Origin of the sequence: Streptomyces antimicrobicus, assembly GCF_020532625.1 — a bacterium.
GTDB classification, from domain to species: Bacteria; Actinomycetota; Actinomycetes; order Streptomycetales; family Streptomycetaceae; genus Streptomyces; species Streptomyces antimicrobicus.
In genome coordinates, this window is sequence record NZ_JAJAUY010000031.1 from 21,071 (window position 1) to 34,736 (window position 13,666).

At 71.6% G+C, this 13,666-nt stretch carries 14 protein-coding genes and 1 pseudogene; 11 read left to right on the forward strand and 4 right to left on the reverse strand.

Going from position 1 to position 13,666, the window contains the following annotated elements; all coding sequences use genetic code 11:
* Positions 1 to 41 precede the first annotated feature (41 nt).
* The 3 genes and pseudogenes from LG632_RS11080 to LG632_RS11090 all read left to right on the forward strand — a co-directional run bounded on the left by LG632_RS11080 (position 42) and on the right by LG632_RS11090 (position 2,859).
* A complete protein-coding gene (locus LG632_RS11080) occupies positions 42 to 989 on the forward strand; it encodes a heme o synthase (RefSeq protein ID WP_226726819.1) in 948 nt (315 codons plus the stop codon).
* A 24-nt stretch (positions 990 to 1,013) separates the two neighbouring features.
* Positions 1,014 to 1,325 (forward strand): annotated as a pseudogene (locus LG632_RS11085) (hypothetical protein); the annotation flags it as partial.
* 406 nt (positions 1,326 to 1,731) lie between these two features.
* Complete coding sequence (locus LG632_RS11090; RefSeq protein ID WP_226726788.1) at positions 1,732 to 2,859, forward strand: amidohydrolase family protein; 1,128 nt, start codon at positions 1,732 to 1,734, stop codon at positions 2,857 to 2,859.
* A gap of 13 nt (positions 2,860 to 2,872) precedes the next feature.
* Here LG632_RS11090 and LG632_RS11095 read toward each other — a convergent pair whose 3' ends face one another.
* The 4 genes from LG632_RS11095 to LG632_RS11110 all read right to left on the reverse strand — a co-directional run bounded on the left by LG632_RS11095 (position 2,873) and on the right by LG632_RS11110 (position 6,777).
* Positions 2,873 to 3,832 carry a COX15/CtaA family protein gene (locus LG632_RS11095; RefSeq protein ID WP_226726789.1) on the reverse strand — a complete coding sequence of 320 codons (960 nt, stop codon included), beginning with the start codon at positions 3,830 to 3,832 and terminating at the stop codon, positions 2,873 to 2,875.
* Positions 3,833 to 3,865: 33 nt separating this feature from the next.
* On the reverse strand, positions 3,866 to 5,014 hold the full coding sequence (locus LG632_RS11100) for a hypothetical protein (protein ID WP_226726790.1): 1,149 nt from the start codon (positions 5,012 to 5,014) through the stop codon (positions 3,866 to 3,868).
* A gap of 72 nt (positions 5,015 to 5,086) precedes the next feature.
* Positions 5,087 to 5,854 (reverse strand): ABC transporter permease, encoded by a 768-nt coding sequence (locus LG632_RS11105; protein WP_226726791.1) that lies wholly within the window; start codon positions 5,852 to 5,854, stop codon positions 5,087 to 5,089.
* Entirely contained in the window at positions 5,851 to 6,777 is a 927-nt protein-coding gene (locus tag LG632_RS11110; protein ID WP_226726792.1) for an ABC transporter ATP-binding protein, read from the reverse strand. Before LG632_RS11110 ends, LG632_RS11105 begins: the two co-directional genes overlap by 4 nt.
* 238 nt (positions 6,778 to 7,015) lie before the next feature.
* Here LG632_RS11110 and LG632_RS11115 point away from each other — a divergent pair, with 238 nt between their 5' ends.
* The 8 genes from LG632_RS11115 to LG632_RS11150 all read left to right on the forward strand — a co-directional run bounded on the left by LG632_RS11115 (position 7,016) and on the right by LG632_RS11150 (position 13,622).
* Positions 7,016 to 7,777, forward strand: a complete 762-nt coding sequence (locus LG632_RS11115; RefSeq protein WP_226726793.1) for a helix-turn-helix transcriptional regulator — start codon at positions 7,016 to 7,018, stop codon at positions 7,775 to 7,777.
* On the forward strand, positions 7,774 to 9,189 hold the full coding sequence (gene sufB, locus LG632_RS11120) for a Fe-S cluster assembly protein SufB (RefSeq protein WP_226726796.1): 1,416 nt from the start codon (positions 7,774 to 7,776) through the stop codon (positions 9,187 to 9,189). The genes LG632_RS11115 and sufB overlap by 4 nt, the downstream gene beginning before the upstream one ends.
* A gap of 66 nt (positions 9,190 to 9,255) precedes the next feature.
* Positions 9,256 to 10,434, forward strand: a complete 1,179-nt coding sequence (gene sufD / locus LG632_RS11125; RefSeq protein WP_226726798.1) for a Fe-S cluster assembly protein SufD — start codon at positions 9,256 to 9,258, stop codon at positions 10,432 to 10,434.
* Positions 10,434 to 10,751 (forward strand): non-heme iron oxygenase ferredoxin subunit, encoded by a 318-nt coding sequence (locus LG632_RS11130; RefSeq protein WP_226726799.1) that lies wholly within the window; start codon positions 10,434 to 10,436, stop codon positions 10,749 to 10,751. The genes sufD and LG632_RS11130 overlap by 1 nt, the downstream gene beginning before the upstream one ends.
* Positions 10,752 to 10,758: 7 nt before the next feature.
* Positions 10,759 to 11,523, forward strand: a complete 765-nt coding sequence (gene sufC / locus LG632_RS11135) for a Fe-S cluster assembly ATPase SufC (protein WP_226726800.1) — start codon at positions 10,759 to 10,761, stop codon at positions 11,521 to 11,523.
* Entirely contained in the window at positions 11,520 to 12,776 is a 1,257-nt protein-coding gene (locus LG632_RS11140; protein ID WP_226726801.1) for a cysteine desulfurase, read from the forward strand. The genes sufC and LG632_RS11140 overlap by 4 nt, the downstream gene beginning before the upstream one ends.
* A gap of 28 nt (positions 12,777 to 12,804) precedes the next feature.
* Positions 12,805 to 13,266, forward strand: a complete 462-nt coding sequence (sufU, locus tag LG632_RS11145; protein WP_226726802.1) for a Fe-S cluster assembly sulfur transfer protein SufU — start codon at positions 12,805 to 12,807, stop codon at positions 13,264 to 13,266.
* Complete coding sequence (locus LG632_RS11150) at positions 13,263 to 13,622, forward strand: metal-sulfur cluster assembly factor (protein WP_226726803.1); 360 nt, start codon at positions 13,263 to 13,265, stop codon at positions 13,620 to 13,622. Before sufU ends, LG632_RS11150 begins: the two co-directional genes overlap by 4 nt.
* Positions 13,623 to 13,666: the final 44 nt, after the last annotated feature.

Here is a 13,666-nt window from a genome sequence, read left to right on the forward strand (position 1 = left end):
CGGGGATTCAGGCCGGGAGCTTGCTGGATTCTCTCTCAGGGGTGTGCGTGACGGCCGTCGAATCCCGTCCAGCGGGGGTGCTTGGGACAACCCCCGGTCACCGGCCGTTCGGGGCCCGGGTCATGGCTTTCGTGGCATTGACCAAGCCGCGAATCATCGAACTTCTGCTGATCACCACAGTGCCGGTGATGTTCCTCGCGCAGCAGGGCGTGCCCTCGCTGTGGCTGGTCCTGGCCACCTGCGTCGGCGGGTACTTGTCCGCGGGCGGCGCCAACGCGCTGAACATGTACATCGACCGCGACATCGACGCGCTGATGGACCGCACCTCGCAGCGTCCCCTGGTGACCGGCATGGTCAGCCCGCGCGAGTGCCTCGCCTTCGGCATCACCCTCGGGGTGGTCTCCACGGCCTGGTTCGGACTGCTCGTCAACTGGCTGTCCGCCGCGCTCGCCCTCGGGGCGCTCCTCTTCTACGTCGTGGTCTACACGATGCTGCTGAAGCGGCGCACCACCCAGAACATCGTCTGGGGCGGCATCGCCGGCTGCATGCCGGTGCTCATCGGCTGGTCCTCGGTCAAGAACGAGGTCTCCTGGGCCGCCGTCATCCTCTTCCTCGTCATCTTCTTCTGGACGCCGCCGCACTACTGGCCGCTGTCGATGAAGGTGAAGGAGGACTACGCGCGCGTCGGCGTGCCGATGCTGCCGGTGGTCGCGGGCAACCGGGCCGTCGCCCGGCAGATCGTCCTGTACAGCTGGGTGATGGTCGGCGTCTCGCTGCTGCTGCAGCCGCTCGGCTACACCGGCTGGTTCTACACGGCCGTCGCGCTGGCGGCCGGTGGCTGGTGGCTGTGGGAGGCGCACGCGCTCCAGGCCCGGGCCAAGGCCGGGGTCACGGGCGCGAAGCTCAAGGAGATGCGCCTGTTCCACTGGTCCATCACCTATGTGTCGCTGCTGTTCGTGGCCGTGGCCGTGGATCCCTTCCTCCGCTGATTACTCGCCGGTAGCATCTGCGGTATGGCAGACACCAAGCAGGAGCGCAGCGCGGCGAAGCTCGCCAAGCAGATCGGCGCCTTCTCCAAGCAGCACGGCGGCGCCGAGGGGCAGCTCGCGTACATCGGCCAGGCGGGCACCCGGATCGTGCTCGTCGGCTCGGACGGCGGCTGGGGCGACCTGGTCGCCCCCTCCCAGGCGGTCGCGAAGCTGGCGGCGGAGAAGGCCGGGCTGACCCTCCACGAGGAGTTCGACGGCGAGTTCGCCGCCCAGGTGCGCACCGGTCCCTACGAGTGGACGCGGATGGCCGGCATCCAGCTCGGCGGCACCCCGAACCCGCGGCCGGCCGCTCCGGTGGCCGCCGAGCCCGAGCCGGAGCCGGAGCCCGAGGTCGTGGAGGCTCCCGCCGAGGCGAAGGCCGAGTCCGCGGAGGCCGAGGCCACGCCTGCCGAGGCGAAGGCCGAGTCCGTCGAGGCCAAGGCCGAGACCGCCGGGGCCAAGGCCGAGTCCGTCGAGGCCAAGGCCGAGACCGCCGAGGCCGAGGACGGGGCCGCCGAGGTGAAGGACGGGGCCGCCGAGGCCAAGCCCGCGAAGCCGGCCGGGGACGACCAGGCCTGAGCGGCTCCGGCCCCCGTCGGGCGTCGCCTCGGTCAACTGCACGAGCAACACCTGACACTCCCGTCACCCGTTAGGACGTGTGGAAGCGCGCAAGCCCGCCCCACGTCCGCAACGGGATGACCGGATGATCGAAACGCCGCCCCTGGTGGACCAGTACTGCCATGGAGTGCTCCGGACGGAGCTGGGCCTCGGCACCTTCGAGGCCCAGCTGAGCCGGTCGGGCCGGCCGCCCGCCGCCGGCACCACCTTCTTCGACACCCAGACCGGCTTCGCCGTCCGCCGCTGGTGCCCGCCGCTGCTCGGCCTGGAGCCGCACTGCCCGCCCGCCCACTACCTGGCGCGGCGCCGCGAGCTGGGCGTCCTGGAGACCGGCCGCCGGCTGCTGCGCGGCGCGGGCATCGCCACGTATCTCGTGGACACCGGCCTGTCCGCGGACCTCACCGGCCCCCGCGAGCTCGCCGACGCCGCGGCCGCCGAGGCCCACGAGATCGTCCGGCTGGAGACCCTCGCCGAGCAGGTCGCCGACACCTCCGGCACCGCCGGGGCCTTCCTCGCCAACCTCTCCGAGGCGCTGCACGCCGCCGCCGCCACGGCGGTCGCCTTCACCTGCGGTACGGGCGCCGGCCACGGCATCGCCCTCGCCTTCGCCCCCGAGCCGCCCGGTCCGGGCGAGGTCCGCGGCGCGGCCGGGCGCTGGCTGGAGCGCCGGGCCAAGGGCGGCTGCGTACGGGACCCCGTCCTGCTGCGGCACCTGCTGTGGAGCGCGGTGGCCCGCGGGCTGCCGCTCCAGCTGCACGCCGGCGCGGGGGACCCGTGCGAGCGCATCGACCGCACCGATCCCACGCTGCTGACGGACTTCGTCCGCGCGACCGCGGGGCTCGGCACGGACCTGGTCCTGCTGCACGGATACCCGTACCACCGGCACGCCGCCCATCTGGCGGCGGCCTTCCCGCACGTCTACGCCGACCTCGGGCCGGCCCTGGCGCACACCGGGGCCCGGGCCGCCGAGGTGCTGGCCGAGCTGCTGGAGCTGGCCCCCTTCGGCAAGCTGCTGTTCTCCAGCGGCGGCCGGCACCTGCCCGAGCTGCACGTGGTCGGCGCCCAGGTGTTCCGCGAGGCGCTGGGCCGGGTGCTGGGCGGCTGGGTCGGCGACGGGGCCTGGTCGCTCCGCGACGCCCAGCGGGTGGCCGCGATGATCGCGGCGGGCAACGCCCGCCGCGTCTACCGGCTGGCCGACGCCGTCCCGGCCTGACCGGGGCCGGGGCTCAGGCGGCGGAGAGCGCCGGGTCGCCCTGCGCCGGGATCTCGGCCCGGTCCGCCGGCCGCTCGCGCAGGCTCAGCACGAGCCGCAGCACGGCGATCCACACCAGGCAGGAACCGAGCATGTGGGCGGCGACGAGCACCTCGGGCAGCTGGGTGAAGAACTGCACGTAGCCGACCGCGCCCTGGGCGAGCAGCACCAGGAGCAGGTCGCGGGCGCGGGCCCGGGTGTCGTCCGGGGCGTCCACCACCCGCAGCACCAGCCACATCGCGACGCCGAGCGCGCACACGACCCAGGCGGCGACGGCGTGCACGTGTGCGGTGCCCTCCCAGTCGAAGGGCATGCGCGGCACGTCGCTGCTGTCACCGGCGTGCGGACCGGAGCCGGTCACGACCGTGCCGGCCGCGATCAGCACGACGGTGGCGGCGACCAGGGCCCAGGAGAGCTTGCGCACCGGGGCGGGCACCCGGCGCCGGACCGCGCCGTCCCCCTCGCGGGTGCGCTGCCAGGTGACGGTGGTGACCGCGATGAGCGCCGTGGCCAGCAGGAAGTGCCCCGCCACGCTCCACGGGTTGAGGCCGGTGCGGACGGTGATGCCGCCGAGCACCGCGTTGCCGCAGACGACCCAGAACTGCGTCCAGCCGAGCTTCGTCAGCGACCGGCGCCACGGCTTGGCGCACCGGGCGGCCAGGATGCACCAGCCGACGGCGGCGCTCACCACGTAGGTCAGCATGCGGTTGCCGAACTCGATGGCGCCGTGGATGCCCTGGGCCTGAGTGGTGATCAGGCTGTCCTCGGTGCACTTGGGCCAGGTGTCGCAGCCGAGCCCGGATCCGGTCAGCCGGACCGCCCCGCCGGTGACGACGATGACGACGGTCATGACCAGGGCGGCGAGTGCGGCGCGCTGGACGGTCCGGGGTGAGGGCGTCCAGCGGGCGGCAAGGTAGGCGAAGGGGTTGAACACGCCCCTATCGTAGGCGCCGCCTTGTGCAAACTTTCACGAGGGGGTGCCGCCGGGCGCCGGCCCCGCCGCCTGCGGGCCGACGAGCTGGCGGAACCGGGCCGCGGCCGGGTCGCCCTCCTCCTGCCACCACACGTGCAGCCGCCAAGAGCCGCCGGGCCCCGGGCAGTCGGCGGACTCCATGAAGCCGCGCAGGAGTTCGCCCCCTACGTCCGCAGCTGTCCGGTTTCGTACCTCGGCGGCGCCGTGCCACGGATGCGGCCGGGTCTGCCAGACCCCGTCCGGGCCGCGGACGTCGAACCGCCACACCGCCAGCCACGGGGTGACGTCGAGCATGGTGTCCACGTCCTCCGGGTCCAGCCGGAGCAGCGCGGCCATGTCGCCGGGTGCCACGCCCTGGATCCGCGCCGCGACCACCGCCTGCGGCAGCAGCCGTTCCGGGAGCAGGCCCCTCACGCGCAGGTTCACCAGCGACTCGAAGGACAGGTAGCGCAGCCGCAGCTGGAGCTGGCGGCCCAGATGCGCGAGGGCCTCCTCGGACTCCTGGAGGATCTGGGGGTCCTCGCTCACCTGCAGCAGCCGGCGGAAGTCGCCCTCCGCGTCCACCGCCCAGGCCGTCGCCTCCTCCGCCTGCCCCAGCTCGGCGAGCCGGTCGCCGAGGAACACCTTGGCCTGGGCCAGGCCCCGGTGGTTGACGGGGTCGCTCTGGTCCAGGCCCGCCCAGACCTCCACGGCGGCGCGGGTCACGTCCCGGGCCCGCTCGCCGTCCGCCCGCTCCATCGGGTCCGGGCCCTGCGCGGCGGCCGGGCCCAGCGGGTGCCGGGGCAGCCGGTGCCCGTCGCTCAGCGGCCAGGCCAGCCAGACGCCCTGGTTGATCAGGGCCCGGGCGTACCAGCGGGCGTACTCGGCGCGGTGTCCGGCGGCCCGCCGGGCGTGGTGCAGCGCCTCCTCGACGGCCGACAGCGCCCCCGCCCGGTCGCCCGCCGCGAACCGGCGGGCCGCCAGGTCGCCCAGGCGCAGCCCGAGCAGGGCGGCGTACTCCGGGTCGGTCCGGGCGGGCCCGCGCAGGGCGGCGATCAGCTCGTCCAGCAGCCGTCCGGCGTCCTCGGGTGCCATGTGCCCGGCCCCCGCCCGGATCCTCGCCCACCGCTCGTCCAGCCGCAGAACGGCCTCACGCCCCGCCATGCCGCCCCCCGGCGTCACCCTCGTGTGGTCAGGCTCCATCCTGACGCCGCGGGCCCGGCGGGCGGAAGGGATTCACTGCCAGCGGAAGAAGCGGGCGGCGGCGCCCAGCCCGGCCGCGGTCCAGCCGGCCAGGACCGCCACGTCCCGCCAGGGCAGGGCCGCGCCGTGCTGGAGCACCTCGCGCAGGCCGTGGGAGAGCGCGGAGATCGGCAGCAGCTCCAGCAGCGGGCGGACCGCGTCGGGGAACTTCTCCAGCGGCACGATCACACCGCCGCCGACGAGCAGCAGCAGGAAGACCAGGTTGGCGGCGGCCAGCGTCACCTCCGCCTTGAGGGTGCCGGCCATCAGCAGCCCGAGCCCGGAGAAGGCGGCCGTCCCCAGCAGGAGCAGCGCGGCGACGGCGAACGGGCCGCCCTGCGGGGACCAGCCGAGGCCGAAGGCGATGGCGGTGAGCAGGGCCACCTGGAGCACCTCGGTGACCAGCACCGACAGCGTCTTGGCGGTCAGCAGCGCCCAGCGCGGCAGCGGCGAGGCGCCGAGCCGCTTGAGCACCCCGTAGCGGCGGTCGAAGCCGGTGGCGATCGCCTGGCCGGTGAAGGCGGTGGACAGCACGGCGAGCGCGAGCACCCCCGGGGCGAGGAAGTCCACGGGCTCCTCCGCCCCGGTGTCCACGACGTCCACCGAGGAGAACAGCGCCAGCAGCAGGGCGGGGATGATCACGGTCAGCAGCAGCTGCTCCCCGTTGCGCAGCAGCATCCGGGTCTCCAGCGCCGTCTGCGCCGCGATCATGCGGAACACCGGGGCCGCGCCCGGCCGGGGGGTGAACGTACCGGCGCTCATCCGCGCAGCTCCTTGCCCGTGAGTTCGAGGAAGACGTCCTCCAGCGTGTGCCGCTCCACCGACAGGCTGTCGGGCAGGACGCCGTGCTGGGCGCACCAGGAGGCGACGGTGGCCAGCATCTGCGGGTCGACGTCACCGGTCACCCGGTACGCCCCCGGGGCCAGCTCGGCGGCCCGGGTGCCGTCGGGCAGGGCCTTGAGCAGGGCGGCGAGGTCGAGGCCGGGGCGGCCGGTGAAGCGCAGGGTGTTCTCGGCGCCGCCGCGGCACAGCTGCTCGGGGCTGCCGTGGGCGATCACCTTGCCGGCGTCGACGACGGCGACCTCGTCGGCGAGCTGCTCGGCCTCGTCCATGTGGTGCGTGGTGAGCACGACGGTGACCCCGTCGGCGCGCAGCTCCCGCACCAGCTCCCAGGTGGCGCGCCGGGCCTGCGGGTCGAGCCCGGCCGTCGGCTCGTCGAGGAAGACCAGCTCGGGGCGGCCGACCACGGCCATGGCCAAGGACAGCCGCTGCTGCTGGCCGCCGGACAGCCGGCGGTAGGGGGTGCGGCCGCAGCTTCCGAGGCCGAGCCGCTCCACCAGGGCGCCGACGTCGAGCGGGTCGGCGTACAGCGAGGCCATGTGGCGCAGCATCTCCTCGGCGCGGGCGCCGGAGTAGACGCCGCCGGACTGGAGCATCACCCCGACCCGGGGGCGCAGGGCCGCGGCGTCGGCGACCGGGTCGAGCCCGAGGACCCGGACGGTGCCGGCGTCGGGCCGGTGGTAGCCCTCGCAGGTCTCCACCGTGGTGGTCTTGCCCGCGCCGTTGGGGCCGAGGACCGCCGTCACCGCGGACCGCGGGACGACGAGGTCCAGGCCGTCCACCGCGGTCTTGGTGCCGAACCGCTTCACCAGTCCGCGGATCTCCACGGCGGGGTCGTTGCTCATGCGGGTGAGTCTACGGAGCCGGGAAAGGGGGCCCGGGGCCCGGGCCGCGGGCACCGGCCGGGGGGTGCCGGCCGGTCCCGGCCGCCGCGGGCCCCCGGGTGGCCTGCGGAGACTGCGGAGCGTTCCCGATTTCGTCACTCTGCGTCGACAGATTAGGTAACCCTTAGTGATGGAGGACACCGCGCGTGGCCTCCGTCACGGCTTGTCGGGGCTCGGCTAATTACGCAACAATGGCGTTGTGAAAAACGGCGAACGGCTGATCGAGACCCCCCAGGGGGAGCTCGCGACCGGGGAGCGGTCGACCCGCAACCGGGTCGCGCGGTCGATCCTGGACCACGGTCCCTCCACCGTCGCCGACCTCGCCCAGCGTCTCGGCCTCACCCAGGCCGCCGTCCGCCGCCATCTCGACGCGCTCGTCGCCGACGACGTGGTCGCACCCCGTGAGCAGCGCGTGTACGGCACGCGCACCCGGGGCCGGCCCGCCAAGGTCTTCGCGCTCACCGACTGCGGCCGCGACGCCTTCGACCAGTCCTACGACTCGCTCGCCGTGGACGCCCTGCGCTGGATCGCGCAGTCCGCCGGCGGGGGCGAGCAGGGCGACGCCGCCGTCGCGGCGTTCGCCAGGGCGCGGCTGGCCGCCCAGGCGGAGACGTACCGCAAGGCCGTCGACGAGGCGGCCCCCGCGGAGCGCACCGAGGCCCTGGCCAAGGCGTTGACCGCGGACGGGTACGCTGCTACGGCGAAGAGCGCTCCCGGTCCGCACAGCGGAGAACAGCTCTGCCAGCACCACTGCCCGGTCGCCCACGTCGCCGAGCAGTTCCCGCAGCTGTGCGAGGCGGAGACCGAGGTCTTCTCCCGCCTGCTCGGGACCCATGTGCAGCGTCTCGCCACGATCGCCCACGGCGACGGGGTGTGCACGACGTTCATCCCGCGAAGCGCGAGCACAGCACAGACCGACACATCAGCATCTGCAAGCACGGCCGGGAGGAACCCCGCATGACCACGGAGATTGCTCACCCTGAGCTCGAGGGCCTGGGCAAGTACGAGTACGGCTGGGCCGACTCCGACGCGGCCGGTGCCGCTGCCAAGCGCGGTCTCAGCGAGGACGTCGTCCGCGACATCTCGGCGAAGAAGAACGAGCCCGAGTGGATGCTGAAGCTCCGCCTCAAGGGCCTGAAGCTCTTCGACAAGAAGCCCATGCCGACCTGGGGCTCCGACCTCTCGGGCATCGACTTCGACAACATCAAGTACTTCGTGCGTTCCACCGAGAAGCAGGCCGCTTCCTGGGAGGAACTGCCCGAGGACATCAAGAACACGTACGACAAGCTCGGCATCCCGGAGGCGGAGAAGCAGCGCCTCGTCGCCGGTGTCGCGGCCCAGTACGAGTCCGAGGTCGTCTACCACCAGATCCGCGAGGACCTGGAGGAGCAGGGCGTCATCTTCGTCGACACCGACACCGCGCTGAAGGAGCACGAGGAGCTCTTCAAGGAGTACTTCGGCACCGTCATCCCGGTCGGCGACAACAAGTTCGCCTCGCTGAACACCGCCGTGTGGTCCGGTGGCTCGTTCATCTACGTGCCGAAGGGCGTGCACGTCGAGATCCCGCTGCAGGCCTACTTCCGCATCAACACGGAGAACATGGGCCAGTTCGAGCGGACGCTGATCATCGTCGACGAGGACGCCTACGTCCACTACGTCGAGGGCTGCACCGCCCCGATCTACTCCTCGGACTCGCTGCACAGCGCCGTGGTCGAGATCATCGTCAAGAAGGGCGGCCGCTGCCGCTACACGACCATCCAGAACTGGTCGAACAACGTCTACAACCTGGTCACCAAGCGCGCCGTGGCGTACGAGGGCGCGACCATGGAGTGGATCGACGGCAACATCGGTTCCAAGGTCACCATGAAGTACCCGGCCGTCTACCTGATGGGCGAGCACGCCAAGGGCGAGACCCTCTCCATCGCCTTCGCGGGCGAGGGCCAGCACCAGGACGCCGGCTCCAAGATGGTCCACATGGCGCCGAACACCTCCTCCAACATCGTCTCCAAGTCGGTGGCGCGGGGCGGCGGCCGCACCTCCTACCGCGGCCTGGTCGAGATCGGCGAGGGCGCGCCCGGCTCGAAGAGCAACGTGCTCTGCGACGCCCTGCTCGTGGACACCATCTCCCGCTCGGACACGTACCCGTACGTGGACGTCCGCGAGGACGACGTGACCATGGGCCACGAGGCCACCGTCTCCAAGGTCTCCGAGGACCAGCTCTTCTACCTGATGCAGCGCGGCCTGACCGAGTTCGAGGCCATGGCGATGATCGTGCGCGGCTTCGTCGAGCCGATCGCCAAGGAGCTGCCGATGGAGTACGCGCTGGAGCTCAACCGGCTGATCGAGCTGCAGATGGAGGGCGCGGTCGGCTAGTCCCGGCCCCCCCCGTCCGCAGCAGGCCCCCTACGCACGAAGCAGGAAGAGAGCAAGACGACAGCCATGGCTGAGGCTCAGAACATCCCCGTGGGCTCGACCACCACGGGATCGATCGCGGTGGCCGCCGAGTCCACCGTCGCCACCCGGATGAGCGCGCCCCCGTCCTTCGACGTGGCCGACTTCCCCGTGCCGCACGGCCGCGAGGAGGAGTGGCGCTTCACCCCCCTGGAGCGGCTGCGCGGCCTCCACGACGGCACCGCGATCGCCAACGGCACGATGAAGGCCCAGATCGACGCGCCCGAGGGCGTCACGGTCGAGTCGGTGGAGCGCGGCGACGAGCGCGTCGGCAAGGCCGGCACCCCGGTGGACCGGGTCTCCGCCCAGGCCTTCTCGTCGTTCGCCAAGGCCACGGTCGTCACCGTGCCCAAGGAGACCGTGCTCGCCGAGCCGATCCGCGTCGCGCTGCACGGCGAGGGCGGCACGACCTTCGGCCACACCGTCTTCGACATCAAGCCGTTCGCCGAGGCGATCATCGTCATCGACCACACCGGTGACGGCGTGCGCGCCGCCAACGTCGACATCCTCGTCGGCGACGGCGCCAAGGTGACCTTCGTGTCGGTGCAGGACTGGGACGACACCGCCGTCCACACCTCGCAGCACAACGCGCTGCTCGGCCGCGACGCCAGCTTCAAGTCCGTCGTCGTCACCTTCGGCGGCGACGTCGTCCGCCTGCACCCGCGCGTGCGCTACTCCGGCCCCGGCGGCGAGGCCGAGATGCTGGGCCTGTACTTCACCGACGCCGGCCAGCACCAGGAGCACCGCCTCCTGGTCACCCACGACGCCCCGCACTGCAAGTCCAACGTGGTCTACAAGGGCGCGCTCCAGGGCGAGGGCGCGCACGCGGTGTGGATCGGCGACGTCCTCATCGAGAAGACCGCCGAGGGCACCGACACCTACGAGATGAACCGCAACCTGGTCCTCACGGACGGCGCGCGGGTCGACTCGGTGCCGAACCTGGAGATCGAGACCGGCGAGATCGTCGGCGCCGGCCACGCCTCGGCGACCGGCCGGTTCGACGACGAGCAGCTGTTCTACCTCCAGGCCCGTGGCATCCCGGCGGACGAGGCGCGCCGCCTGGTCGTGCGCGGCTTCTTCGCCGAGCTCGTCCAGCAGATCGGTGTCGCCGACATCGAGGAGCGCCTGATCGCCAAGATCGAGGCAGAGCTCGAGGCGTCCGTCTGATGACCTACCTCAAGGCCTGCGCGCTGAGCGAGCTGGAGGAGAACACCCCCAAGCGGGTGGAACTCGACGGCACGCCGGTGTCCATCGTCTCCACCGAGGAGGGGGTGTTCGCGATCCACGACATCTGCTCGCACGCGAACGTCTCCCTCTCGGAGGGCGAGGTCGAAGACTGCATGATCGAGTGCTGGCTGCACGGTTCCAGCTTCGACCTGCGCACCGGCAAGCCGTCCGGCCTCCCCGCGACGCGCCCCGTCCCCGTATACCCCGTAAAGATCGAAGGGGACGACGTGCTCGTCTCCCTCACCCAGGAGTCCTGAGGCACCCATGGCAACGCTTGAAATCAACGACCTGCGCGTTTCCGTCGAGACGGAGAACGGCTCCCGCGAGATCCTCAAGGGCGTCGACCTGACCGTCAAGCAGGGCGAGACGCACGCCATCATGGGCCCCAACGGCTCCGGCAAGTCCACCCTGGCCTACTCGCTGGCCGGTCACCCGAAGTACACCATCACCGGTGGCACCGTGACCCTCGACGGCGAGGACGTCCTGGAGATGTCCGTCGACGAGCGCGCCCGCGCGGGTGTCTTCCTCGCCATGCAGTACCCGGTCGAGGTCCCCGGTGTCTCCGTCTCCAACTTCCTGCGGACCTCGGCCACGGCCGTCCGCGGCGAGGCCCCCAAGCTGCGCACCTGGGTGAAGGAGGTCAAGGAGGCCATGGAGCGCCTCCAGATGGACCCCGCCTTCGCCGAGCGCAACGTCAACGAGGGCTTCTCCGGCGGTGAGAAGAAGCGCCACGAGATCCTCCAGCTGGAGCTGCTCAAGCCGAAGATCGCGATCCTCGACGAGACCGACTCCGGCCTCGACGTCGACGCCCTGCGCATCGTCTCCGAGGGCGTCAACCGGGTCCGTGAGACCGGCGAGGTCGGCACCCTGCTGATCACCCACTACACGCGCATCCTGCGCTACATCAAGCCCGACTTCGTGCACGTGTTCGCGAACGGCCGCATCGCCGAGTCCGGCGGCGCCGAGCTCGCCGACCAGCTGGAGGCCGAGGGCTACGACAAGTACGTGAAGGGTGGCGCGACCGCGTGACACAGCTGCCTGGCCTCCTCGACACCGAGGCGATCCGCAAGGACTTCCCCCTGCTGGATCGTGTGGTCCACGACGGGAAGAAGATCGTCTACCTGGACAACGCGGCGACCTCCCAGAAGCCGCGCCAGGTGCTCGACGCACTGAACGCGTACTACGAGCGGCACAACGCCAACGTCCACCGCGGCGTGCACGTGCTCGCCGAGGAGGCCACGGCACTGTACGAAGGTGCCCGCGACAAGATCGCCACCTTCATCAACGCGCCCAGCCGCGACGAGGTGATCTTCACCAAGAACGCCTCGGAGTCGCTGAACCTCGTCGCCAACATGCTCGGCTGGGCCGACGAGCCCTACCGGGTCGACCGTGAGACCGAGATCGTCATCACGGAGATGGAGCACCACTCCAACATCGTCCCGTGGCAGCTGCTCGCGCAGCGCACCGGCGCGAAGCTGAAGTGGTTCGGCCTCACCGACGACGGCCGGCTCGACCTGTCGAACATCGAAGAGGTCATCACCGAGAAGACGAAGATCGTCTCCTTCGTGCTGGTCTCCAACATCCTGGGCACCCTCAACCCGGTCGAGGCCATCGTGCGCCGCGCCCAGGAGGTCGGCGCCCTGGTCCTGATCGACGCCTCCCAGGCCGTCCCGCACATGCCGATCGACGTGCAGGAGCTCGGCGCCGACTTCGTGGCCTTCACCGGCCACAAGATGTGCGGCCCGACCGGCATCGGCGTGCTCTGGGGCCGCCAGGAGCTCCTGGAGGACCTGCCTCCGTTCCTGGGCGGCGGCGAGATGATCGAGACCGTCTCGATGCACTCCTCGACGTACGCCCCCGCGCCCCACAAGTTCGAGGCCGGTACGCCCCCGATCGCCCAGGCCGTCGGCCTCGGCGCGGCCGTGGACTACCTGACCTCGATCGGCATGGACAAGATCGCCGCGCACGAGCACGCGATCACCGAGTACGCCGTCCAGCGCCTGCAGGAGGTCCCCGACCTGCGGATCATCGGCCCCACCACGGCCGAGGACCGGGGCGCGGCGATCTCCTTCGTGCTGGGTGACATCCACCCCCACGACGTCGGCCAGGTCCTGGACGAGCAGGGCATCGCGGTGCGCGTCGGCCACCACTGCGCCCGCCCCGTCTGCCTGCGGTACGGAATTCCCGCGACCACGCGAGCGTCGTTCTATCTGTACTCCTCTCCGGCCGACGTGGACGCGCTGGTCGCGGGGCTGGAGCACGTACGGAACTTCTTCGGATAACGAGGGCGACGAGGGCGACGAGGCCGCTGTGAAGCTGGATTCGATGTACCAGGAACTGATCCTGGACCACTACAAGCACCCGCACGGGCGTGGCCTGCGCGACGGCGATGCCGAGGTGCACCACGTCAACCCGACCTGCGGTGACGAGATCACGCTGCGCGTGAAGTACGACGGCGAGACGCTCACGGACGTCTCCTACGAGGGCCAGGGCTGCTCGATCAGCCAGGCCAGCGCGTCCGTGCTGAACGAGCTGCTGGTCGGCAAGGAGCTGCCCGAGGCGCAGAAGATCCAGGCCACCTTCCTGGAGCTGATGCAGTCCAAGGGCAAGATCGAGCCCGACGAGGCCATGGAGGAGGTCCTGGAGGACGCGGTCGCGTTCGCCGGCGTCTCCAAGTACCCCGCCCGGGTCAAGTGCGCGCTGCTGAGCTGGATGGCGTGGAAGGACGCGACCGCCCAGGCCCTGGGCGACGCCGAGAGGAAGACGGCATGACCGAGAACGCGACGCCCGAGGCCGCACCCGAAGCGGCGTCGATCAAGCCGGCCACCGAGGAGGAGGTCCGCGAGGCCCTCTACGACGTGGTCGACCCCGAGCTGGGGATCGACGTGGTCAACCTGGGGCTGATCTACGGCATCCACATCGACGACGCCAACATCGCCACCCTCGACATGACCCTGACGTCGGCGGCCTGCCCGCTGACGGACGTCATCGAGGACCAGGCCAAGTCGGCCACGGAGGGCATCGTCAACGAGCTCCGGATCAACTGGGTCTGGATGCCCCCGTGGGGCCCGGACAAGATCACGGACGACGGCCGCGAACAGCTGCGCGCCCTCGGCTTCAACGTCTGAGCCACCGGCCTCGGAAGGGCCCGGCACCGATGGGTGCCGGGCCC

Coding starts and splice junctions, on each gene's coding strand:
- LG632_RS11100 (WP_226726790.1), bottom strand. CDS start 5,014: ATGGCGGGGCGTGAGGCCGTTCTGCGGCTGGACGAGCGGTGGGCGAGG.
- sufD (WP_226726798.1), top strand. CDS start 9,256: ATGGCTGAGGCTCAGAACATCCCCGTGGGCTCGACCACCACGGGATCG.
- sufB (WP_226726796.1), top strand. CDS start 7,774: ATGACCACGGAGATTGCTCACCCTGAGCTCGAGGGCCTGGGCAAGTAC.
- LG632_RS11090 (WP_226726788.1), top strand. CDS start 1,732: ATGATCGAAACGCCGCCCCTGGTGGACCAGTACTGCCATGGAGTGCTC.
- LG632_RS11110 (WP_226726792.1), bottom strand. CDS start 6,777: ATGAGCAACGACCCCGCCGTGGAGATCCGCGGACTGGTGAAGCGGTTC.
- LG632_RS11105 (WP_226726791.1), bottom strand. CDS start 5,854: ATGAGCGCCGGTACGTTCACCCCCCGGCCGGGCGCGGCCCCGGTGTTC.
- LG632_RS11150 (WP_226726803.1), top strand. CDS start 13,263: ATGACCGAGAACGCGACGCCCGAGGCCGCACCCGAAGCGGCGTCGATC.
- LG632_RS11130 (WP_226726799.1), top strand. CDS start 10,434: ATGACCTACCTCAAGGCCTGCGCGCTGAGCGAGCTGGAGGAGAACACC.
- sufC (WP_226726800.1), top strand. CDS start 10,759: ATGGCAACGCTTGAAATCAACGACCTGCGCGTTTCCGTCGAGACGGAG.